Source organism: Salegentibacter lacus, assembly GCF_020164555.1.
In the GTDB taxonomy this organism is placed as follows: Bacteria; Bacteroidota; Bacteroidia; order Flavobacteriales; family Flavobacteriaceae; genus Salegentibacter; species Salegentibacter lacus.
Map to the genome: position 1 here is coordinate 23,629 of NZ_JAIQZB010000010.1, position 23,497 is coordinate 47,125.

At 38.0% G+C, this 23,497-nt stretch carries 16 protein-coding genes; 1 reads left to right on the forward strand and 15 read right to left on the reverse strand.

Going from position 1 to position 23,497, the window contains the following annotated elements; translation table 11 throughout:
• Nucleotides 1-7 precede the first annotated feature (7 nt).
• The 5 genes from LB465_RS09540 to LB465_RS09560 all read right to left on the reverse strand — a co-directional run bounded on the left by LB465_RS09540 (nucleotide 8) and on the right by LB465_RS09560 (nucleotide 11,065).
• Nucleotides 8-325: a VanZ family protein gene (locus LB465_RS09540; protein ID WP_224469638.1), complete on the reverse strand. Its 318-nt coding sequence runs from the start codon at nucleotides 323-325 to the stop codon at nucleotides 8-10.
• A gap of 76 nt (nucleotides 326-401) precedes the next feature.
• Entirely contained in the window at nucleotides 402-782 is a 381-nt protein-coding gene (gene gcvH / locus LB465_RS09545; protein WP_224469639.1) for a glycine cleavage system protein GcvH, read from the reverse strand.
• A 62-nt stretch (nucleotides 783-844) separates the two neighbouring features.
• Complete coding sequence (gene sov / locus LB465_RS09550; RefSeq protein ID WP_449619098.1) at nucleotides 845-7,987, reverse strand: T9SS outer membrane translocon Sov/SprA; 7,143 nt, start codon at nucleotides 7,985-7,987, stop codon at nucleotides 845-847.
• 25 nt (nucleotides 7,988-8,012) lie between these two features.
• Nucleotides 8,013-8,594 carry a Holliday junction branch migration protein RuvA gene (gene ruvA, locus LB465_RS09555; RefSeq protein ID WP_224469641.1) on the reverse strand — a complete coding sequence of 194 codons (582 nt, stop codon included), beginning with the start codon at nucleotides 8,592-8,594 and terminating at the stop codon, nucleotides 8,013-8,015.
• Nucleotides 8,595-8,779: 185 nt separating this feature from the next.
• Nucleotides 8,780-11,065: an NADP-dependent malic enzyme gene (locus tag LB465_RS09560; RefSeq protein ID WP_224469642.1), complete on the reverse strand. Its 2,286-nt coding sequence runs from the start codon at nucleotides 11,063-11,065 to the stop codon at nucleotides 8,780-8,782.
• Between the two features lie 397 nt (nucleotides 11,066-11,462).
• Between LB465_RS09560 and LB465_RS09565 the strand changes: the two genes are divergently transcribed.
• Nucleotides 11,463-11,735 carry an energy transducer TonB gene (locus LB465_RS09565; protein WP_224469643.1) on the forward strand — a complete coding sequence of 91 codons (273 nt, stop codon included), beginning with the start codon at nucleotides 11,463-11,465 and terminating at the stop codon, nucleotides 11,733-11,735.
• 50 nt (nucleotides 11,736-11,785) lie between these two features.
• Here the strand turns inward: LB465_RS09565 and queG are convergent, their stop codons facing one another.
• The 10 genes from queG to nrfD form a co-directional block, all read right to left on the reverse strand.
• Complete coding sequence (queG, locus tag LB465_RS09570) at nucleotides 11,786-12,715, reverse strand: tRNA epoxyqueuosine(34) reductase QueG (RefSeq protein WP_224469644.1); 930 nt, start codon at nucleotides 12,713-12,715, stop codon at nucleotides 11,786-11,788.
• A 104-nt stretch (nucleotides 12,716-12,819) separates the two neighbouring features.
• Nucleotides 12,820-13,305 (reverse strand): nuclear transport factor 2 family protein, encoded by a 486-nt coding sequence (locus tag LB465_RS09575; RefSeq protein WP_224469645.1) that lies wholly within the window; start codon nucleotides 13,303-13,305, stop codon nucleotides 12,820-12,822.
• A gap of 248 nt (nucleotides 13,306-13,553) precedes the next feature.
• The gene (locus LB465_RS09580; RefSeq protein WP_224469646.1) at nucleotides 13,554-14,888 is read right to left on the reverse strand and encodes a cytochrome P450; all 1,335 of its coding nucleotides are present in this window, start codon (nucleotides 14,886-14,888) and stop codon (nucleotides 13,554-13,556) included.
• A gap of 10 nt (nucleotides 14,889-14,898) precedes the next feature.
• Complete coding sequence (gene ruvB, locus LB465_RS09585; protein ID WP_224469647.1) at nucleotides 14,899-15,921, reverse strand: Holliday junction branch migration DNA helicase RuvB; 1,023 nt, start codon at nucleotides 15,919-15,921, stop codon at nucleotides 14,899-14,901.
• Between the two features lie 171 nt (nucleotides 15,922-16,092).
• Entirely contained in the window at nucleotides 16,093-17,919 is a 1,827-nt protein-coding gene (locus tag LB465_RS09590) for a cytochrome c oxidase subunit I (protein WP_224469648.1), read from the reverse strand.
• A 29-nt stretch (nucleotides 17,920-17,948) separates the two neighbouring features.
• Nucleotides 17,949-19,016 carry a cytochrome c oxidase subunit II gene (locus LB465_RS09595; RefSeq protein WP_224469649.1) on the reverse strand — a complete coding sequence of 356 codons (1,068 nt, stop codon included), beginning with the start codon at nucleotides 19,014-19,016 and terminating at the stop codon, nucleotides 17,949-17,951.
• 35 nt (nucleotides 19,017-19,051) lie between these two features.
• Nucleotides 19,052-20,425 (reverse strand): quinol:cytochrome C oxidoreductase, encoded by a 1,374-nt coding sequence (locus LB465_RS09600; RefSeq protein WP_224469650.1) that lies wholly within the window; start codon nucleotides 20,423-20,425, stop codon nucleotides 19,052-19,054.
• Between the two features lie 25 nt (nucleotides 20,426-20,450).
• A complete protein-coding gene (locus LB465_RS09605) occupies nucleotides 20,451-21,146 on the reverse strand; it encodes a c-type cytochrome (protein WP_224469651.1) in 696 nt (231 codons plus the stop codon).
• Nucleotides 21,147-21,151: 5 nt separating this feature from the next.
• Nucleotides 21,152-21,679, reverse strand: a complete 528-nt coding sequence (locus tag LB465_RS09610) for a DUF3341 domain-containing protein (RefSeq protein WP_224469652.1) — start codon at nucleotides 21,677-21,679, stop codon at nucleotides 21,152-21,154.
• A gap of 5 nt (nucleotides 21,680-21,684) precedes the next feature.
• Nucleotides 21,685-23,493 carry an NrfD/PsrC family molybdoenzyme membrane anchor subunit gene (gene nrfD, locus LB465_RS09615; RefSeq protein ID WP_224469653.1) on the reverse strand — a complete coding sequence of 603 codons (1,809 nt, stop codon included), beginning with the start codon at nucleotides 23,491-23,493 and terminating at the stop codon, nucleotides 21,685-21,687.
• Nucleotides 23,494-23,497 lie beyond the last annotated feature (4 nt).

Below are 23,497 nucleotides of genomic sequence, written 5' to 3' on the forward strand. Positions count from 1 at the left end.
ATTTTTTCTAAAAAATTAAATTAATCTTACTATTTAACCTTTTTAGACTCTTTTCAAATAAGAGAAAGATAATAACAGCAAGGAAAATTCCAGTAGTATTAGCCAAAATATCAAACCAATCTGGCTCTCTATAACTGGTAAGCACACCCTGTAAAACCTCAATTAACATACCAAAAAGTATGGAGAGGCCGGCTATTTTAAAAAGGTTTTTTTTATAAGTATTGTGAGGTTTATCTTTTTGCATAAAATACACCTTCCACAATACTACAAGTCCAAAATAAGCTCCAAGATGCAAAAGTTTATCTGTAGGACTAAAGCTCCCCATACTAATTTTACCGAGTTTCACTAAAGATGAAACAGTAAGCAGAATAGTATAAAGGGCCGCTACAAATAAAGTTATTTTAGCTACCAAGAACTTCTTTATAAGCATCAGCACTTAAAAGATCTTCCAGCTGAGATTCATCAGAAAATTTTATTTTAATCATCCACCCTTCTCCATAAGGATCTGAATTTACTTTTTCCGGCTCATCTTCAAGGCTCTCGTTAAATTCAATTATTTCGCCAGATAAAGGCAAATAAAGGTCTGAAACTGTTTTTACAGCTTCAACTGTCCCAAAAACCTCTTCTTTATCAAGGGTTTCATCTACGGTTTCTACTTCTACATAAACGATATCTCCCAATTCGCTTTGAGCGAAATCTGTAATACCTATTGTAGCCGTATCGCCTTCCACCTTAATCCATTCGTGGTCTTTGGTGTACTTTAAATCCTGTGGAATATTCATTAGTTCTATTTTATATTATAGCAAAGTTAATTTTTTAAAGCAATACTTCAAACAAGCCTCAATTAATTTCCAAAATTATATCTAAGTGTGATCCCAGATCTTATGGTTGTTTGCGGAAAAGCAGTAGACACTGCATATTCAGAGAAATTATGCTCGTAATAGAATATCGCAGTAAGATTACTGGAAATGGCATAATCTGTAGTAAAATTAATACGCCATATATCCTGGCCGGCAATTACCTGGCTGGTTTCTAAATCTAAATACCTGATTATGCTTTTATTTCTCCTAAAGGAAACATCGGCTTTAAAGTTAAGATCACTGCTTAAAATTCGGTTGGTTCCTCCCAGGCCGGTCGCTATCCTTAAATCGCTAATTCTGTAACCGGCACCAAGTATGTATTCGTTTCCGGTTGTCTCGGTTAATAAATTATTATCGAAGCTAAGGGAAAGCATTCGGTCTTTTCTTATTTCAGCCAATAATTGAATTGCATTTTGAGTTTCCAGATCTAAACGAAAAAGCGGCGTAAATAATTCAGTTAAAACAATATTGGAATACAACATGGGGTTTTTAAAATCTCCTGCCTGGTTGGTGTCGAATTCATTGTCAGGATCGTAATCCAGGTTAGTTTGAAATTGATTGATGGTATAGTTAGACTGATAGCCGTGATTTATAGAAATCCTTCTAAATTTATCTTTAAACCAACCAATTCGCATTAATCCGGTATACTTCATATTCCAGTTAGGCAAAGGCATATCCCTGAATGCACCCAGCTTTATATTTTCAGGATCTTTCCCGGCATAAGCCGAAACAAAAGCAGGTAATAATACCGCCTGGTTTGTTTTACCAATCCCTACTGGATAGCCATCTTCATCTACATCATTAGGATCTAAACCTCGCTCCCTGGCAAGTCGGCGGGCTATATCAAGACGGTTTTCCCTAAAGCTTTCAAAAGTTTCTGACGATTGTTCGTCTGACTGATTAAAAGCTGTTTTTATAAGAATAGTAGAGATATTAAAGTTACCATAGTTATAAGGCGTTAAAGGTATATACTCCAAGGTAGTGGGATTTACTCTATAATTCTCTGAAAAATTTTCTGAATAATTCCGGTTTGCGCTAATGTCTAACGTAAGATCCGGGATAATATTCAAAGAAGCCTGGACATCTAATTGCTCGTTTTCTAAAGTAGAAAACTGCTGATTAAAATTTTGAAACAAGGTTAACCAACCTCTTCTGGCCGCGGCGTACCTCACCTCCTCCTGCCAACCAAAAGTAAAGGCTGTGCTGGGTTGTAGAGTTCCCATAAACCCGACACTAGGAGTATAGCCCGGAAGAAAAGTTCCTTCATTTTGGCGATAATTTATTTGTAATCTGCTTAAAATAGTCACGAAATCTACAAAAGTATTGAAGCTTTTGCTGGTTTTCTCAACTACTTCGGCATTTTGAGTACGCTCTGCATCTTGTGGGCTTCCATCTAATGTAGGAACACCGGCGCTTCGCTGTTTTATAGTTTGCCCGTTACGACCTTCTTTCTTTTCCAGACCCAAGTATGAATATAAATTCTCCATATCCAGGCTGGCATTTATTTGGTGAGAACTTGAGTTTTGAACACTGTTTCCAATATCAGGAATCCCTTCAAGGTTTTCATAGATCCTCGATCCACGCTGCCATTGAAAATCGCCGGTATAAGAATAAGTAGCATTTATAAATTCGAGAACAGGAATTTTATCAAAAGGAATATCATAATTTACCTGTAGGTTTTGATAATGCAAATCTGGTGTACCGATACTGAAAAAATTATCCCAAACCCCAATATTATTATTGGCAAAACCTTCTTCATCTATATAATTTCTAACAATACGATTGTTAGAAGCATTAAAACTGAAATTCAAAGAATTAGTAAGATTATAATTTACACCGTACTCCCAGTTAAACATATAGTTTCGTTGGTATAAGGTTGGAATCCCTAAATCCTCGTCTGAAAGCTCTAGCGACCTAAACTTTTGCTCGTTATATTGTCTTAAAATAGTAGAACTGGCGTTGATATTAGAAGGCAATAAATTCACATTAAAATCTCTCACCAACGAATAATAATCGCTGCTATCTAAAGCCGAAATATTTTTAAAAGGCTCTACCTGTTTTGGCTCAAAATTAAACTCATAGGTGGCGCCCGCCCGCACATTTTGGTCTAAAGACTCTTCAATTTCAAAATCACGATGATTTACCTGATTATAAGCAGTTGTAAAAGCAAAATTTTCAATATCGTAAGGCATAGGTTTTGCCTCCCCGGTGCGCTCTTTACGCAAACCGATAATATTTACACTTTGTCGTTTTGTATAAGATTGCGATTGCTTTTTAACCAGTTCTCTTTCTGCGGGATCTACAATATCTGCCAGTCTGGTATCCAATTCTAAATCAAGAAATTCCTGATCGTATTTGGGTGTAATTAATTCTTCTCCCCTACTATAATTAAACGGAATTTTCACACCCCATTTCTGAGGAAGTAATTGCCCTGCGTTTATACTGGTCACAACATCATACTGCTGAGAATTTTCCCTGCTTCGCTGATTAGGACCCTGCTCTATAGTTCCAAATCCCACGGTGCTTTTTCTACCGGTGGCGGCTACCGTAGCAAAATCGGCTAAATTGGTATCCATATTAACTATGGTCGCCCAACCGCCTTCGTTATCAAGATCTGAAAGTCTTAATTCGTTAAACCAAACCTCTCCACATAAATCCTGAACGCCATTGGTAGGAGTTCCGTTCTTTAATCCCAACATCAATACCCGAACATTTCCAAAACTGGGATTTCCTTTTATTCCCAATCGCAATTGATCCATTTCATAAGAATCTTCTTCATCTACCAAATCTAAATTCTCGGTAAAGAAATTAAGCTCTCCAGAGTTTAAGGAAGGATCTCCTAATACACTTGTTTTTACTCGCTGCAACAATTCCAGCGGCAGGTTCATTCGGTTAACTTGAGGCCAGATTTCTTCGGCACTCATCGCTCCAAAAGCAGTTGGACTTAAAGGGATTTCCATTTGATAATAATTATCGGTGAAATCGGTTCCCATTCTCACAAAAGCTACCAACTGCCCATCTTTTAGAGGAGTTTGGTTGGGTAGCGATTCAGCGTGTAAAAACATTTCCAGATTCTTATATTGCCGCATATCTATCTGGAAATTCTTGTAAACCGCTCTTGCGTCCTGAGGTTCTAAATCACAAACTCTAAGAGAAAGAGATTGCTCATTTTGCCTAATATTTGTATTGTTTTCAAAAAGTTCTTCCCTTATTACGCCCGGAGGTAATACATACGGTACCGGTTGTCGATTTTCATTTTCCTCAATATTTACTGCTGAAACTTCAAAAAGGGTATTTTGATTTTCCGGAAGAATGTTTCTATCTCTTAAACCGCGATTATAACGCCGGTAATCTCCTCTCACCAACTCCATAGTTCCAAAACGCAGCAAAGTTTCTTCTTCAAAACCACTAAGAAACATTCTCATAAAACGTATAGATCTATAATCGGCTATACCTCCTTTAGCATCTGTGGGTTCATAAATTGGAATTTTAAATTGGAGCCAACGTACGGGTAATTCATTTCCATTTCTAAGCGTGGTGGTAAGTTCTTTCTCGTCGGTGATATATTGATTATTCTCAACGCCCATTCCGGGGAAGAAAGGTATTTCATATTCAAAATAACTATCAATAGTGTTCATCGTGTTATCTCGATTCACATCTTCGGTAGTTGGCAAAGTGGTATTTCCCCTATTGGTCGCGCCAATTTCCGGCGGTGAATTCCCGTCGGGGCCATTATAATTTCGGTAGCGATTAACAATATCACCATCGGTATTTAAAAAATATTCATAATTATCTGCGGCAGGATCGGGAAAATTACTGAATTCAGGAAATTTCAAAGCTTCCTGTGCATCTGAAAACCCATCGTAACCCACATCCTGATTAAGACGTTCTTCTCCTTCAGAATCAAAAGCGTAAATTAAAGATTGATCTGCCGGAACTTTTGCTACCTGGGTTTCTATGGTATTTTCAGTACCACCCGTGGGTGGTAATCCATTTTCAAATTGCTTTCTACCATCTTTTAAAACATCTTCAGAAATATTTCCCAAATTAAAATTGATAGTTCCGGCTGAATTCCCGCTGTTTTCTGAATAAATATAGGGGTCCATCACCCAAAATTCTATAAACTCTACATTGCTTTGTTCAAAATTCGTAGTGTTTATTCCGCGCATTATTCCGCCGAAACTTTGCGAAGGATTTGGCAAAGTGCCATCTGTTGCTGCGGGATTAAAATTATAAGGCCCACGTTCTTCAGGAAAATAAGCCACATCCATAGTATAAACCACCTGTGGTTGCCCTTGCACAACATCGGTATTTGGGAAAATCTCACTTAAGGCTACCCTTCTGGTTGCGTAGGTAGAAATGTCGTTATCTGTAATTCCGTCGGGACGGTTGCTGCTATAAAAAATAGGATCTATGGTATACCAGGCCATTTTTGCCCTTTTTTGCCCAACTTTAATATCGCCATTGGCCAATTCCCCTCCATAACCCAGGGGAACACTACTTAAATCCCAGCTTAGTGGAGAACTAATATCTATAGTTGTTTGGGCTGATTCAAAATCATCAATATATGTCGTTGCCTCTCCCTGGAAGTCGTTAATTGCCGGTGCTCCCGGTTGTAAATAGGCAAATTCCCCCGTTACTGAAAAATTAGATGGCACATCGGTATCAATATTTGGTAATTTATTTACCAATCTTGTAAACAGAGGAACCTCGGTAGAATAATTTACATTGAATCCGAAAATTGAATTATTTATCGGCTCGTAACTATAATTTGCTTTTTGGGTTAGCGGACGTTCTTTGAGGTTTAAATAAGTGGCTCCAACCAGAAGATTTTCATTAAACTGATGCTCAACATTTATTCCGGTAAATCGTTTAGTTTGTTGACCAAACAATGCATTATTTTCGGTATTTACCTGAATTGGAATATCTGAAGCAAGCAAAGCCTCGTCCAGAATTTGCACTCTACCCAATTCATAATTCACCACATAATCTACACCTTCCTGCAAAATCCTACCGCCAGCGGTTACGGTTACTGATCCTGGTGGGAGATTAAAACCAATTGGAATTCCTTCAACTTCTCCAGACTTATACCTTCCTTTTAACTGAAACTTATTTTTATCGGCGTCTTCCTGTTCTGCCTGGGTTTTCGTAGTCCTGTATAAGGATCTGAAAACATATTTTTCTTGATTGGTGTTCCAGGTTTCGGGATTATCATATTCCTCGGTTCCTGTATTTGGGGAATTATCAAGTTCTTCAAATAAATGTCTACCAAAAGGTTCTACCGTTGTGAAGATGATATTTCCGTTTTGAGGGTCTATTGTTAGGCCCGGCACATAATCGAAGAAACCATCCCCGCCATTTATAGGATCGTTATTATTATTCAGTTTATCTAAATTAAACACACGAAGCAGCGGCGTATCGCTAACATCTTCCGGAAGCGAGACAGAACCATCTCCAGCCGGTTTTATATAGTTTAAAGGTTGTGGATCTGTATACAGAATATTCAACCTGAAATCTTCACGCTCTAATTGATAAGCTCCAAGACTATAAATATTCTTCATCATTAAATCCCAAACCGGCTCATCTACATTGGTAATGGTGCTTTTGAGCATTTTAACTACCAGGTTTCGGTTTACCCGCTGGTTAGAGCTAGGTTCCATCGGATCTTGCTCAACATTATTATCTCCCGTGGCATTTACCCCATCATTGGCAAACTCTCCAACCTGGTAAACTTCTCCATTTACAGTATATTGATAAGCCACTGCAAGAATTTCGTCATTACTTAAGCGTTGATTTAACGAAATATATCCTAATTGGGTATTTAAGCTGTATTCATTAGGCTGTAATTGGCGTGCATTCTCCAGCTTTACATAATCCAAGCCTTCCGAAACCTGAACCCCGCTAAAACCATTATCTACGGTAGCCACGTCTCTAATGGCAGGTGTTAGTACAGATTCTACTGAACCATCTATCCCAAACGGATTAAAATCGTTGTTAGCATTATCAGGAAAGCTTCCCCCTGGCTGGTTAAAGAATCCGGCGGGAATATTATCTAAACCAATATTCCCGGGAATATTGGTTTCTCCTAAATCCTGAATACCTACTATATTCCTGGTATCGGTAAGGTTTTGTACGTTATTGGTTCGGTTGGTTACCCAAACCTGAACTCTTTTAATTTGAATATTAGTATTGATAAACGGATAATCCTGAAGTGCGTCATCATAATTATCCCTGAAGTAATGTGAAAGAAAAAAGTGCCTGTCCTGATCATAATCAAGAGCAAATTTTTCAAATTCTTCAACAGTAGATCCACCTTCAACATTTACTGTTCTTCGCTCAGATTTTTGTTCAGAAAAAACCCCGGTTATTCGGGTTTTTCCAAATTGCAATTCGGTTTTAAATCCGAATAGACTTTGGGCGCCCTGCATCAATGCATTATTGAGCGGCATATTAACGTTACCCACTTCAATCTTTCGAACTATATCGTCTTCAGTAGGTGTATATTCGAGTTTTAATTGATTTTGAAAGTCGAAAGTAGACTCTGTATCGTAATTGGCGGTAATTTGTAAGCGTTCCCCAATTTGACCAAGTAAACTAAGACTTATTCGCTGGTCGAAATCAAAAGTAAGATTGCTACGATTTCGCGGTGAAAAGGCTGGATTATCCTGTTTGGTATAAAGCAAACCCAGGTCCATCTCTACCGTTCCCTGCGGAACAATATTAATTTCTGAACCTCCAAAAATGCTTTCAAAAAAATTATTATTTACATAAAAGTCCGGTAACAAATCTCGCTGAATTGCCTCTGTTCCCTCTTTACGACCAGCTTGCGCATCAACTTTACGTTTAAAATAATCGCGCATTTCTTCATCTAAAACGAGATTTTCGTATTCTTCGGGAGTTAAAATTAAAGGGATAGAAAGATCTAAATCTCCTAACTGTTCGCGGTAAATATAGCGGTCTAAAATAGGATCGTATTCGTAGAAAGAAGAGATTAATTCAGAATCAGGCAGCGATATTTCACCCAAAGCATACCCGGTTTCGGTGGTATCCTGAGGGGTTTCTTGTGCAGTGGAACTCAATGAAATTATCAATGACAACAACAAGCTGAGCTTAACCGAAGTTGACAATTTCCAGTAATTGTGCCTCAATTCTTTACAAATTTTTAAGAGCCATTTTTATAATAGATTCTACGGTAGGGTTGGTAGCATCTTTCATGATTTTATCTACTACCCTGGTAGCCTGCTTTCTTGCGAAGCCGAGAGTCTCTAATGCAGATAACGCTTCTTCTTTTATAGTATTGTCTTTAGGAACAAAAACTTCATCGTCCCCATAGACTTTCAATATCTTATCTTTTAAATCTAAAATTACCCGTTGTGCTGTTTTTGCTCCAATTCCTTTTACACTCTGTATGGTAGGCACATCGCCATTGGCAATGGCGTCTTTAACCTGATTGGGTTCTAAAGAAGACAACATTGTTCTTGCAGTGCTAGTCCCCACGCCGGAAACAGAAATTAGTAACCTAAAAATATCCCGTTCAGACTTTTGATAAAAACCATAAAGCGTATGGGAATCTTCCTTTACATGTAAATGGGTGTAAATACTTATATTTTCGGAAGCTGGGATGAGGGAAAAGGTATGAAGAGAAATATTAACCATATACCCAACGCCATTGCAAGCGATTACTAAGTAAGTAGGATTCTTCTCTATTAATTGCCCCTTAAGATGATGAATCATAAAATTTAAACTTAACGAGCCAAATGTAGTAAATAAAAGTTAAGCCCGAAATCTTTGACCCGGGCTTAACTACTGTATTTCCAACTTATTTTAGTAGGTAATCGATATTTATGTGTTTCGGGTTAATTTTATAACTAATATCTTCTTTCCTTTAAATGTATCGTAATCTTATCCCCGAATATAATTTACTTCTTTTGCTTTTTTACTTTTTCCTGGGCATCTACCACAGTAACCGCCGTCATATTCACAATTTCCTCTACACTTGCTCCAAGTTGAAGAATATGAACTGGCCTGCGCATTCCCATCATAATAGGCCCAATAGAATCTACCTTATTAAGTTCTTTAATAAGTTTATAAGTACTATTAGCTGAGTCTAGGTTAGGGTAAATTAAAGTATTCACTTTTTTTCCAGCCAGTTTCGAAAACGGAAATTTATTTTGAAGCATTTCTCGGTTTAGGGCAAAATCTGCCTGTAACTCTCCATCAACATTTAATTCCGGGTGATTACGGTGTAGATAAGAAACTGCTTCTTTCACCTTCGTAGCGCGCGGATCTTTGGACGACCCAAAATTGGCATAAGACATCATTGCAATTACCGGTTCTAAACCAAATAACTGCACAGTTCTAGCCGTCATTTGCGCAATTTTAGCAAGATCTTTTGCCGGCGGATCTATATTGATAGAGGTATCACTTATAAAAAGTGGCCCTCTGGAAGTATTCATAAGGTTGGTAGCTGCCACACGAGTTACACCGGGCGCCATTCCAATAAGTTCCAGCATTGGTTTTACCACCGCAGGATATGCTCTGGAATATCCTGAAAGCAAGCCATCGGCATCTCCTTCATTAACCATCATTGCAGCAAAATAATTACGTTCACGCATTAGTTTTTCGGCATCATAAAGGGTAACCCCGCTACGATTTCTGGTTTTCCAGTATACCTGGGCGTAAGCCTTTCTATGCTCTTCTTCCTCATCAGATTTTGGATCGATAATGGCAACTTCTTCGTGAAAATCTATTTCTGCCATTAACTCCTCAATAACTTTACGACGACCAAGTAAAATTGGAATTGCGATTCCTTCGTCGTGAACAATTTGCGCTGCTTTAAGCACGTCAAGATGATCGGCTTCAGCAAAAACAATTCGTTTGGGATTCATTTTCGCACGGTTAAGTAACAACCTGGTGATCTTGTTGTCACTGCCCATTCTTTCAAGCAGTTCTTCTTCATATCTATCCCAATCCTGGATAGGTTGTCTCGCCACACCGCTTTCCATCGCCGCCCTAGCAACAGCCGGTGGTACTTTGGCTATTAAACGCGGATCAAATGGCTTCGGAATAATATATTCTGAACCAAAATTTAGACGGGTTTCACCATAAGCGATATTCACCTGTTCCGGCACCGGTTCCTTGGCCATTTCGGCTAAAGCTTTTACCGCGGCCATTTTCATTTCTTCATTAATCTTTGTTGCCCTAACATCTAAAGCACCCCTGAAAATAAAAGGAAATCCAAGAACATTATTCACCTGGTTTGGGTGGTCACTTCTACCCGTAGCCATAATAATGTCCTTACGGGTATCCATTGCCAGTTGATAATCGATCTCTGGATTTGGATTCGCCATGGCAAAAACGATAGGGCGTTTCGCCATACTTTTTAGCATTTCAGGAGAAACAATATCAGCGATAGAAAGGCCTACAAAAACATCGGCATCTTTCATGGCTTCTTCAAGGGTATCTATTTTCCTGGAAGTGGCAAATTCCATTTTTTCTTCAGAAAGATTTGGACGATCTTTTCTAATTACGCCCTTACTATCTGTCATTATAATATTTTCGGCTTTTGCTCCAAAAGCTTTATAAAGTTTAGTACATGAAACCGCTGCTGCACCGGCACCGCTTATCACGATCTTCACTTTTTCCATCTTTTTCTTAGCCAGCTCCAGCGCATTTAATAATGCTGCAGCCGATATGATGGCTGTCCCATGCTGGTCGTCATGCATCACCGGGATATCAAGCTCTTCTTTTAATCTTCTTTCAATCTCAAAAGCCTCGGGAGCTTTGATATCTTCAAGGTTAATTCCCCCAAAAGTGGGCGCTATATTTTTTACCGTTTCAATGAATTTATCTACATCTTTAGTATCTACTTCAATATCAAAAACATCTATATCGGCAAAAATCTTAAAAAGCAAACCTTTTCCTTCCATAACCGGTTTAGAGGCTTCAGGACCAATGTCTCCAAGTCCTAAAACGGCTGTTCCGTTAGAAATAACCGCAACGAGATTTCCCTTGGTAGTATATTTATAAGCGTTTTCTTTATCTTTTTCTATCTCCAGGCAAGGTTCTGCCACTCCAGGGGAATATGCGAGGGAAAGATCCCGTTGTGTTGCATATTTTTTGGTAGGTACTACTTCTATTTTCCCTGGCTTGGGTTTGGCGTGGTAAACCAGTGCTTCTCTTCTCTTTCTAGGATTATTGCTCATAATTTAATTTTTCTACTTACTACAAAGGTAGCAAGCTCAGCTGCAATATTGAACTTCTATGTATAAAAGAAAGTATTATTTTTTGATGGTGTATACTTATAAAAATTGAAGTTCGGCACTTGATATCATCTAATTTTAAACTTATCTTCAAAATGCTATTAATTTTATCAAATAAATGTAAATTTACGCTTCAAAATCTAATTGTTTTTTGAAACATCTTATATTTATTTTTTCCTGCTTCTTTTTATTTCCTGTCAATATTCTGGCTCAATCTCAAACATTTAGCCTATCGGAAGTTGATAAAGCTCCACTTATTTCCAAATGTACAGATAGTATCAACTCTGCAGATTGTTTTACTGAAAAACTGAATCAATATATAAAAAGGAATATTGATATAATGAAGCTAGTAAAAAAGAAAAATTTGCCCGGTAAAGCGTATGTTCAATTTGTAATTAAAGAAACAGAAGAAGTTAAAAAGGTAAAAGTTAGAACAAGAAATAAGTATTTAGAGAAGGAGGCCATAAGGTTATTTGCCGATCTCAAAATTAAACAACCGGCTATAATAAATTCTAAAAATGTTTCCTTAAAACACACCATCCCAATCACTTTTAACTTATCAGAATTCGATAGTTATGAGGAATTCGGGAGAAAATTAAAAAGCAAAAATTAGTTTTCTTTAATTAGGTAAACTTGATATTTACGTCGGAAAACATTGGATTCTCATTTCTGCAGAAACTCAATATTTCTCTTTAACCCTTCAAATTTGGTTCTTTTTACTGCTGATTTTCTAAAGATTTCATTAAAAGTTTCTTTGGTAAGTTCCTCCCAGCCCTGCTTATCTTTTTCCAATAATTCGGGATGCGGATTAAATAATGGTTCATTATGCGGTTTTGAAAATCTATTCCAGGGGCAAACATCCTGGCAAATATCGCAGCCAAACATCCAGTCTTCAAACTGGTTTTTATAAGAATTAGGTAATTCGTCTTTAAGCTCTATGGTGAAATATGAAATGCATTTGCTGCCATCTACCTTATAAGGATCTACAATCGCATGAGTAGGACAGGCGTCTATACAAGCGGTACAGCTTCCGCAATGATCTGTAACCGGTGTATCGTATTCCAGATCCAGATCTACAATTAATTCGGCGATAAAATAGAAAGAACCTGTTTGTTTGGAGAGCAAATTGGAGTGCTTCCCAATCCAGCCGAGTCCGCTTTTTGCTGCCCAGACTTTATCCATAACCGGTGCCGAATCTACAAAAGCACGCCCATTAATTTCTCCAATTTCATCTTGCATAAACTGCAATAATTGTTTCAGCTTATCTTTAATTACAAAATGATAATCCCTTCCATAAGCATATTTACTGATTTTATAAGAATCTTCTCTCTGGGTTTCGCCTGGATAATAATTTAACAAGAGTGAAATCACACTTTTAGAACCTTCTACCAATTTTGTAGGATCCAGTCGCTTATCAAAGTTATTCTCCATCCAGCGCATTTCACCGTGATGGTTTTTCTTGAGAAATTCTTCTAAACGCGGTGCTTCTTCCTCCAGGAATTCTGCTTTGGAGATACCACAAGATAAAAATCCGAGGCGTTCGGCTTCGGATTTTATCAAATTTGTGTAAGCTTCCTTCAGAGTATCCTTCATAGTTTTACAAAGATGCGATTTTTAAAACATTTGAAGGATTTAAAAACCAAGAGCTCTGGAAACAAAATTATATCCTTGCTTTGAAAAATATTCGGTAAATATGGCTATGGTGTGTTTTCGGCTAGTGGAGCCATATGCTCATGGGTGATTTTCCAGCCATCACTGGTTTTAATGAAGAGTAAAGTTCCCTGCATCTTAAAATCATAAGCTTCTTCGCCCCTTTCAAATTTGAAATTGGTATGAAAAGTCACATTAGCTACGTCACCACCATATATATGGATTTCCAGGTCTTCCCAATCCCACTTTTCAACTTCAGTAATGCTACCAAGAAAATTTCGTTCGAATTCTTCATTTTCTTTAGGACCCTGTCTTTTACCGCCATCCTGGAATTCGGTAAATTTTGGTCCGTAGGCATGCATCGAGATTAATTTATCTGTCTCGTTATTTCTTATGCTTTGCTCAATCTCGTCAAGAGCTTCCTTCACTTCCTCCTTTTCTTGCGCGTATTCCTTAGTCAGATCAATTTGGGAGTAAGCCGAGCTGAATCCAAAAAGTAAGGCAATTAGAATAAAAATTTTAGCTTTCATCATATTTAGTTTTAAGGTTAATTTTTTTCAAATATGTGATCACCTAATTTACAACTAACTGATTTACAAAACAATAAGGGTTTGCAGGGGTTTTTAAAATGTTACCTGAGCGATCTTTTGGAAGAATAGTTTTTTAGAAAACTTAAGTGCTTTAAGTAATAATAAGGTGAAATCGATTATTTATTGATCTGAAGCCAGATCAATATTATGGTAATCAGTAATAAAGTAGATGGTTTTAACAGAATATAAAATCAGGATCTTGTTTGAAATTTTAGAATAGCATTTTTTGGTTTGAGTGTAATAAGTGGCTTAATATCGATCTCATCAAAACCAGGAACTATTTTATACCGGCTTACCAATTCGGCGACTGCAATGATCATCTCGAACATGGCGAAGTTATTACCTATACACTTCCTGGGACCGGCGCCAAAAGGAAAATATTGCGAAGAAAATTTTCTTCCTCCTTCTGCGAAACGTTCCGGTTTAAAAGCATCGGGATCTTCCCATAGATCAGGGTGACGATGAACCTCATAAATGGAGAACAATAAATTTGAACCAGGTTCGAAATATTTTCCTTCGAAATTATCTTCTTCCAGGTTAACCCGGTCTATAAAATATGCCGGCGGATATAATCTCATAGACTCTTCAATCACCTGCTGAGTAATCTGGCATTGGGTTACATAGTTCATTAAGTCCAACTCCTGTTCTTTTAAGGTATAAATCTCTTCATAGATCTTTTCCTGCCATTGCGGATTTAGCGCCAGCAATTGAGCCGTAAAGGTTAGTGAATTGGAAGTAGTCTCGTGACCGGCCGTAAAAAGGATCAGAATCTCATCAATAAGTTGCTCCTCATCCATAAAATTTCCGTCATCATACTTTGCTTCCAGCAACATATCCAAAAGATCATCATATTTTTCTTTTGAGTCCCTTCTTTCCTGAACTATCTTTCTTAGAATGTTCCGGGCTTCGGCAGTAAGTTTAAGATAGCTATCAATCTTCCCGCTTGCTCTAAACCACCAACCCAGATAGGGCTGCCGCAGTTCCTTAACAAGCATTTTCTGGGTCTCTTCCGTAATATATTGCAGCCTGTTGATCTCATCCTGATTCGCGGCACTACTAAACAAAGATTTTACCACGGTTTGAAAAGCGAGATCATTATAAATAGGAAAAATATCCAGTTCTTCATTTACTTTGATCTCTTTATACTCCAGTAATATTGCCTGCTTTATGGAATCAAGCAGATTGGCAAGTTGTTTTTTATGAAATGCCGGCTGAATTAGCTTTCGTTGTTTTTTCCAGTGCTCCCCTTCTGAGGTAAGCAAACCTTTTCCAACATATTTCACCAGATCCTTAGTTTGGATTTCAGACTTCACGAAATTCTTCCGATTCTTTTGAAGTACATATTCCACCAATCCCGCATCCCTGGAAAATATCACCGATTTATTAAATCCAATATTTAACCGAAATGTATCTCCTTTCTTCTGAAAATTATCATGATGAAAGGGCAGAGGATTTTTTAAGATATTAGCAGAATGCTTTAGAAATTTTATTAAAGATACTTCAGGTATTTTGCCAGATTCAGTCATAAATTTTTGTTTAAAAAAGTCCGCCCTGAATATCTCCTTTTACCCTGCCCAAATGTTTGTAAGCGGCTTCGGTAACTTCCCTTCCTCTTGGAGTTCTATAAATGAACCCTTGCTGAATAAGAAAAGGCTCGTACACCTCTTCAATGGTTTCGGCACTTTCGCTTACCGCGGTAGATAAGGTAGTTAATCCTACCGGGCCACCTTTAAATTTATCAATAATGGTTTCCAGGATCTTATTATCCATTTCATCTAAACCGTGGGCATCTACATTTAATGCTTTAAGTCCGTATCTAGCGATTTCCATATCGATTTTACCATTTCCTTTAATTTGGGCAAAATCTCTAACCCGGCGCAGTAGAGCATTGGCAATTCGCGGAGTTCCCCGGCTTCGGCCTGCAATTTCTATAGCAGCATCAATACTAATTGGAACACGAAGAATTTCAGAACTACGTTGTACAATATCTGAAAGCAATTCTGTTGAATAATACTGTAAGCGGCTGGAAATACCAAAACGTGCCCGCATAGGCGCTGTTAACAAACCTGAACGCGTTGTAGCACCAATAAGTGTGAACGGATTTAAATTGATTTGAACTGTTCTTGCATTTGGCCCAGATTCAATCATAATATCTATACGATAATCTTCCATTGCCGAATAGAGGTATTCTTCAACAACAGGACTTAACCTATGAATTTCATCGATAAAAAGGATATCCCTTTCTTCGAGATTAGTAAGTAAACCGGCGAGATCTCCCGGTTTATCCAATACGGGACCTGAAGTAACTTTTATACCTACTTCCAATTCATTAGCGAGAATATGTGCCAGGGTAGTTTTCCCTAATCCGGGAGGGCCGTGAAATAGTGTATGGTCTAAAGCTTCACCACGTTGATTGGCGGCTTCAACAAATACCTTAAGATTATCCAGAACCTGATCCTGGCCGGCAAAATCATCAAAACTTAAGGGGCGCAATGCCCTTTCGATATCAAATTCTTCAGGAGTGAAATTTTCTCCACTGGGATCCAGGTTTTCATTCATAAATCAACAAGATTAAAGACGTGCTTGATTAACAAAGATAAGTAAAATAGCGTGGGCCAAATTTAAAAGAACATAAGTTATAAATTCAATTAGCAAGCATTTCAAAATATACTAAAAGCAAAAAACCTCTCCGTTTCTGAAGAGGTTTTTTATAATATCTTTTAATCAATTCTAATGATTCAATTCTTCTTCGTGATCCTGAAGCGGAACATTCTGCGGAACAAAGTCCTGACCAGGAATGACATAATCGGTTCCTTCAAGGTTCATCTTACTATAGTCGTAAGACCAACGATAAACTGAAGGAATCGCACCAGGCCAGTTTCCGTGAAGGTGTTCTACCGGAGTTGTCCATTCTAAGGTAGTTGCATTCCAAGGGTTCTGTGTAGCTTTTTGTCCGGAGAAAATAGAGCTAAAGAAATTATATAGGAAAACTACCTGTACACCAGCCGTTATAAGGGCAAAAATGGTGATAATCACGTTAACATCGGCAAGGTCATCAAAGTATGGGAATGCCGTGTTTGTATAATAACGTCTTGGCAAACCTGCTAAACCAATAAAGTGCATTGGGAAGAATACCCCGTAAGCACCAACTGCTGTTATCCAGAAGTGAACATAACCAAGGTTCTTGTTCATCATTCTACCAAACATTTTCGGGAACCAGTGATAAACACCGGCCAAAAGTCCGTAGATCGCAGAGATACCCATTACCAGGTGGAAGTGAGCAATTACGAAATAAGTATCGTGAACGTTAATATCTAATGTTGAATCTCCAAGGATAATTCCTGTTAAACCACCGGTAATGAATGTTGATACAAAACCAATAGAGAACAGCATCGCAGGGTTCATTTGCAGGTTACCTTTCCAGAGCGTTGTAATCCAGTTAAAGGCTTTTACTGCAGAAGGAATTGCAATTAATAATGTTGTAAATGTAAATACTGAACCAAGGAATGGATTCATCCCTGAAACGAACATATGGTGACCCCATACGATTGTTGACAGAAATGCAATTGCCAGAATTGACGCAACCATCGCACGGTAACCAAAGATTGGTTTACGTGAATTTGTTGCTAAAACTTCTGAAACAATACCCATTGCAGGTAGAATTACAATATAAACTTCCGGGTGACCAAGGAACCAGAATAAGTGTTCAAATAAAACCGGAGAACCTCCCTGGTGACTTAATACTTCTCCTTGCAGATAAATATCACTTAGGAAGAAAGAAGTACCAAAACTTCTATCCATAATAAGTAGAAGCGCAGCCGATAATAGTACCGGGAACGAAACCACACCAATAATAGCAGTAACAAAAAACGCCCATATTGTAAGTGGAAGTCTCATCATAGACATTCCCTTAGTTCTAAGGTTAAGAACGGTAACTATATAGTTAAGTGATCCTAAAAGTGACGAAGCAATAAAGATTGCCATGGAAATTAACCAAAGCGTCATCCCCATTCCTGAACCTCCAATAGCCTGAGGCAGGGCACTAAGCGGAGGATATATCGTCCAACCGGCAGATGCAGGACCAGACTCAATAAACAATGAGCTAAGCATAATCATACAAGAGATGAAGAACAACCAGTATGACAGCATGTTCATAAAACCGGAGGCCATATCCCGAGCTCCAATTTGAAGGGGAATTAGCAGGTTACTAAACGTACCACTTAAACCGGCAGTTAATACAAAGAATACCATGATGGTACCGTGGATGGTTACCAAAGCCAGGTAAATAGACGGCGTCATAACTCCGTCTGGAGCCCATTTATCTCCCAGTAGCCATTCGAAAAGCATAAAGGATTCTTCTGGCCAGGCTAACTGCATACGGAAAAGCACGGACATCATAATCCCTACAATTCCCATTAAAATACCTGTTATAAGATATTGCTTGGCAATCATCTTATGGTCTGTACTAAATATATATTTAGTAATAAAAGTTTGTTTATGATGATGTCCGTGATCGTCGTGGTGATCTTGAGCCGGTGCTGTTGCTATTGCTGACATATCTTAATTATCTTCTTTTTAGTTCTGTATTATTCTACTGATTCCATAGTTGATTCAAACGTATCCTGTTCACTCAACCATTCATTGTAATCTTCCTCGCTTTCAACAACAATCTTCATCTGCATATTGTAGTGCGCGTCACCACAAATTTTGTTACAAAGCAGGAAGTAATCAAACTCGTAGGAATCTAATGGTGCTTCTCCTTCAGCCATTAAAGCCTCGCTATTATCTTTTCTAATTTCGTTAATGGTTCTCACTTTATCTACCATATATTCTGAAGTTCTCATTTCTTCAGTAGTAATATCTGGAGTAAAAGCAAATTGGGTAACCATACCAGGTACTACGTTCATTTGCGCCCTAAAGTGTGGGAAATAAGCAGAGTGAAGCACATCCTGTGATCTAAATTTAAACAATACTTCCTTTCCTACAGGAAGGTGAAGCTCTGTTGTAATTTTGTCGTCATCTGCATAAGGATCATTTACATTAAGCCCTACCGTGTTTATACCTTCTATGAATCTAACATTAGCTTCACCAAGGGTATTATCTTCACCGGCATATCTTGCCTGCCAGCTAAACTGCTTAGCGTAGAGTTCAATAACAATAGGATCGTTATCTTCACTAATATTCATAATATCACTCCAGGTAAATAATCCATAAATAATTAAACCTGCAAGGGTAATTACCGGAATAATTGTCCAGATAAATTCAAGTTTATCATTATCGGCAAAGAAAAGTGCTCTGTTCCCCTTTTTTCCCTGATATTTATAGGCAAACCAGTGTAGTAATGCTTGTGTAATTACCTGCACTACCATTATGAGTCCGATAGAAATGAACATTAAGGTGTCTACTTGATTACCATGTTCTGACGCAGCTTCTGGAAGGTATAATTTACTCCATTGCCAAAAGCTATAAGCCATACCAACATAGAGAAAGATCATAAACCAAAGCATTAGCTTGGCTTGTTGTCTATTATCATTATCGTTAGCTATTTCAGAACTATCGGCCTCAGGACCTTGAGACAGCTGAAAAATCTTAGACATTTGCCAACCGGTAACGGCCAAAAGGGCTAATACTATTATTACTAAAAATACGGTCATTTTATAAGTTCTTCTTTAAACAATCAAATCTTTTATTAATAGTGGAAATGTTCACTTTCCTTTATAAATGGGTTGCGTTTAGCAAGTAACGGAGCTTTAGTTAGCGCATTAAAGACCACAAAAGTAAACAATCCTCCAAAGAAAAGTACTGCACTTATCTCAGGAATTCCAATAAACCATGATTCTCCTACTGTTGCCGGCATCACCATAGTAAAGACATCTAAATAATGCCCTATAAGTATAACGATACCTGTCATTACCACAAACCAATTTATTCTCTTATAATCACTATTCATTAATACCAATAGTGGGAATACAAAGTTTAATACTACCATACCAAAGAATGGCAAACTATAATTCTCAATTCTACTAATAAAGTAAACTACTTCCTCAGGAATATTGGAGTACCAAATAAGCATAAATTGTGAGAACCATAAGTAAGTCCAGAAAATACTTATACCGAACATAAACTTGGCTAAATCATGTATATGACTATTATTAACAAATGGTAAATAACCTCTTGATTTTAAATAAATACTCACCAAAGCAATAACAGTAATTCCTGAAACGAACATACTAGAGAATACATACCACCCAAATAAAGTACTAAACCAGTGTGGATCTAAACTCATAATCCAGTCCCAGCTCATTATAGATTCTGAAATAAGGAAGAATACTAAAAATCCTGCTGCCAGTTTAAAGTTCTTTTTAAAGTAATAGTTATCCGTAGCTTCATCAAGTCTTCTTGAATTTCTTACTAAGAAATGTCTAAATAAGAACCAACCGGCTAAAAATATAGCTGCTCTTATTAAGAAGAAAGGTACATTCAAATAAGCTGTTTTCTTCTGAATAATTTCGTCGTGGGCTACAACTTCAGGGTCCATCCAAACAAATAGATGGTTCATATGAAGGCCTGAAAGCGCTAAAAGTACAAACATAATGATACCACCCGGGACAATGTAGGCTGAAATAGCTTCCATCACCCTAAATAAAACCGGAGACCAACCTGCTTGTGAAGCATATTGCAAAGCATAGAACGCTAAAACCCCCAGAGAGATCATAAAGAAAAAGAATGCCGCCACATAGACTGCTGCCCAGGGCTTATTTTGTAATTGATGCAATGTATGTTCAAGATGCTCAGTGTCATGCGCTCCAGCTTCAGCACCGTGATCTTCTTCTGCGTTTCTACTGGGTTCATCATCTAATAACAGGCTGTGTTCTGCTTCAGCAAAGGTTGTTTCACCTTCCTCTGAATGCGAAGTTTCCCCGTGATGCTCCTCTGCAGCCATCATTTCCCTAACATCATCCAAATTTGATGGCGCCTGTAAAAACCCAATTACGAGCCCAATGGCACCAACAATCATAAAAATAATTGCTGTTAATTTTAATTTACTGGATAGCGTATACATATTTATAGATCTAAATGCTTTATTCTTAATTATTGTTTTCTTCCTCGTCATCAGTCATAGCTCCACCTTCTCCCTGCACTTCTTCAGCATTTTCCTGAGCTCTTTGAACTTCTACTGGGTTAGCTTCAGCAATAGAAGGGTTTTCATAAGGAATTTCTTCGCCTCCTTCAAGCTGATTTTTAAGATACATCACGTAATGGGTGATTTGCCAACGTTCTTCTTCATTGGTTTGTGAAGCATAAGAACCCATAGAGTTTAATCCGTAATAAATCACGTGGTAAACACTTCCCTCAGTAATAGCACGCCCGGCATCATCGTAAGAAGGAACTCCTAGTATTTTTTCCCTTTCGGCAAGAATTCCCTGACCATCTCCATTGTCTCCGTGACAAACGGCACAGTAAATAGTATACAGTTGTTTTCCTTCGTTTAGGTTTTCTTCTGTATATGGCAATAGATTATTAAGATTGGCTTTAGCATTTGCCAACCCATCAGGTGTATTTTCGTAATCATAAGGCATCCATCCTCTTGGGATAGAACCCTCTACAGGAAGTTTAGCCTCCTGTCCGTTTTCAAAAATATCATATTCACCATAGGTTTCATAACCTATAGGCTCATACATATCTGGCATGTACTGGTAATTAGGTGAGTCACTATCTGCACAAGATATTACAACGCCCCCAACCAGGAACAATATTATCGCTTTATAGAACAAATTTCTCATTCTGGCTATTTATTATCTATTAATTTAATTTCAGCGGCACCGGTATCGTAAAGGAATTTAGTTAATTCATCTACATTATGATTTGCAGCGTCTACTTCCATTAAGAACATATCATCGGTTGTTCTAACATCAGGATTTTCAGCTTCTTTGAATGGCCATAGTCTACTTCTCATATAAAAAGTAATTACCATAAGGTGAGCCGCAAAAAACACGGTGAGCTCAAACATAATTGGTACAAAGGCCGGCATATTTTGAATAAAACTAAAGCTTGGCTTACCGCCTATATCCTGAGGCCAGTCTTCGATCATAATAAAATTCATCATTGCAATCGAAACTGCAAATCCAACAACACCATAAAGAAAAGAAGTGATTGCCAAACGCGTAGGCTCTAATCCCATTGCTTTATCTAAACCGTGAACAGGCATTGGGGTATAAATTTCACCAATATGATAACGGGCTTCTCTTACCTGCTTTACGGCTTGTAAAAGCAGATCGTCATCATTGTAAATAGCGTGTATAACTTTTGATGCCATCTTAATTACTTATTTTTTAGTTCATTTGCCTGTGCTACCCAATCTTCACGTTGTGCCGCATTAGGGAAGTTCTCTATCACTTCATCAAGCAATTCAAAATCATCCTCGGTAAGTTTACTTATCTGAACATAGGTATAAAGACCTAACTGATGTAAGCGCTGTTCAAGGAAAGGACCTACTGCTTTAAGTTTCTGTAGTTCATCTGCCGTTTGATTTTCTGGATTAAATGAGCCGGTTCTTTCAAGCATTCCGTCTATTCCATCCTTTTGAACTTCAGAAAGAGTTAACGCATCTGCATTTACAGTTTTATTATGTCCATCTCTATCGTCTTTATTGTAAGCATCCTCATCATCGATTTTCTTATCTACTTTGGTAGCGATATTTTTCTTAGGCTCACCTATGTTTACCGGCGTATAATGTTTAACATCATCCCCATGTTCTTCTCTTAGTTTTTTATACTTCGCTCCTGAAGACTTAAGGATTGTTTTTACTTCTGCCTGTGCAATTACAGGGAAAGACCTAGCGTATAGCAGGAACAATACAAAGAAGAATCCAATGGTCCCTATAAAAACACCTATATCTACAAATGTTGGAGAGAACATAGTCCACGAGGATGGAAGGTAATCGCGGTGAAGCGAAGTAACAATAATCACAAAACGCTCAAACCACATCCCGATGTTTACTACAATAGAAATAAAGAAGGAGAACATAATACTCGTACGTAATTTCTTAAACCACATAAACTGGGGTGAAAACACGTTACAGGTCATCATTGCCCAATATGCCCAGGCATAAGGCCCTGTTGCCCTGTTAAGGAATGCATATTGTTCGTACTCTACTCCAGAATACCAGGCGATAACAAGCTCGGTTATATAAGCTACCCCAACAATAGAACCTGTGATCATAATTACTATGTTCATCAATTCTATATGCTGTATGGTTATATAATCTTCAAGATTAGACACCTTTCTCATAATAATAAGAAGGGTGTTTACCATTGCAAACCCAGAGAATACCGCTCCAGCAACAAAGTAAGGAGGGAAAATCGTGGTGTGCCATCCAGGTATAACCGATGTAGCAAAGTCAAAAGATACAATGGTGTGTACAGAAAGTACAAGAGGAGTCGCCAAACCGGCAAGTACCAATGAAACTTCTTCAAAACGTTGCCAGTCTTTTGCACGCCCACTCCATCCAAAACTTAATATTCCGTAGATTTTTTTATTGAAAGGAGTAATTGCCCTATCACGAATCATGGCGAAATCTGGAAGCAAACCTGTCCACCAGAATACCAACGAAACAGAAAGATAAGTTGAAATAGCGAACACATCCCATAATAGTGGCGAGTTAAAATTTACCCACAAAGAACCAAATTGGTTTGGAATTGGAAGTACCCAATAAGCCAACCACGGACGACCCATGTGAATTATAGGAAATAAACCGGCCTGCATTACAGAGAAAATAGTCATCGCCTCTGCAGAGCGGTTAATAGCCATCCTCCATTTTTGCCTGAACAATAAAAGTACAGCCGAAATTAGAGTCCCGGCGTGACCAATACCTACCCACCAAACAAAGTTGGTAATATCCCAGGCCCAACCTACTGTTTTATTAAGTCCCCAGACACCAATACCTGTGGAGACAGTGTAAATTATACAACCTACACCCCAAAGAAAGGCAACAAGTGCAATTGAAAAGACAATCCACCAGGATTTATTTGCCCTTCCTTCTACCGGCGCAGCCACATCCACGGTCACATCGTGGTAGCTTTTATCTCCGGTAACTAAAGGCTTTCGTATAGGTGCTTCGTAATGAGACATATCC

What these genes read in the sequence shown, in the direction of transcription:
- LB465_RS09600 (WP_224469650.1), bottom strand. Translation starts at nt 20,425, where the DNA reads ATGTATACGCTATCCAGTAAATTAAAATTAACAGCAATTATTTTTATG.
- LB465_RS09560 (WP_224469642.1), bottom strand. Translation starts at nt 11,065, where the DNA reads ATGAGCAATAATCCTAGAAAGAGAAGAGAAGCACTGGTTTACCACGCC.
- LB465_RS09540 (WP_224469638.1), bottom strand. Translation starts at nt 325, where the DNA reads ATGGGGAGCTTTAGTCCTACAGATAAACTTTTGCATCTTGGAGCTTAT.
- gcvH (WP_224469639.1), bottom strand. Translation starts at nt 782, where the DNA reads ATGAATATTCCACAGGATTTAAAGTACACCAAAGACCACGAATGGATT.
- queG (WP_224469644.1), bottom strand. Translation starts at nt 12,715, where the DNA reads ATGAAGGATACTCTGAAGGAAGCTTACACAAATTTGATAAAATCCGAA.
- LB465_RS09565 (WP_224469643.1), top strand. Translation starts at nt 11,463, where the DNA reads ATGAAGCTAGTAAAAAAGAAAAATTTGCCCGGTAAAGCGTATGTTCAA.
- LB465_RS09590 (WP_224469648.1), bottom strand. Translation starts at nt 17,919, where the DNA reads ATGTCAGCAATAGCAACAGCACCGGCTCAAGATCACCACGACGATCAC.
- LB465_RS09605 (WP_224469651.1), bottom strand. Translation starts at nt 21,146, where the DNA reads ATGAGAAATTTGTTCTATAAAGCGATAATATTGTTCCTGGTTGGGGGC.
- ruvB (WP_224469647.1), bottom strand. Translation starts at nt 15,921, where the DNA reads ATGAATGAAAACCTGGATCCCAGTGGAGAAAATTTCACTCCTGAAGAA.
- LB465_RS09575 (WP_224469645.1), bottom strand. Translation starts at nt 13,305, where the DNA reads ATGATGAAAGCTAAAATTTTTATTCTAATTGCCTTACTTTTTGGATTC.
- nrfD (WP_224469653.1), bottom strand. Translation starts at nt 23,493, where the DNA reads ATGTCTCATTACGAAGCACCTATACGAAAGCCTTTAGTTACCGGAGAT.
- ruvA (WP_224469641.1), bottom strand. Translation starts at nt 8,594, where the DNA reads ATGATTCATCATCTTAAGGGGCAATTAATAGAGAAGAATCCTACTTAC.
- LB465_RS09610 (WP_224469652.1), bottom strand. Translation starts at nt 21,679, where the DNA reads ATGGCATCAAAAGTTATACACGCTATTTACAATGATGACGATCTGCTT.
- LB465_RS09595 (WP_224469649.1), bottom strand. Translation starts at nt 19,016, where the DNA reads ATGACCGTATTTTTAGTAATAATAGTATTAGCCCTTTTGGCCGTTACC.
- LB465_RS09580 (WP_224469646.1), bottom strand. Translation starts at nt 14,888, where the DNA reads ATGACTGAATCTGGCAAAATACCTGAAGTATCTTTAATAAAATTTCTA.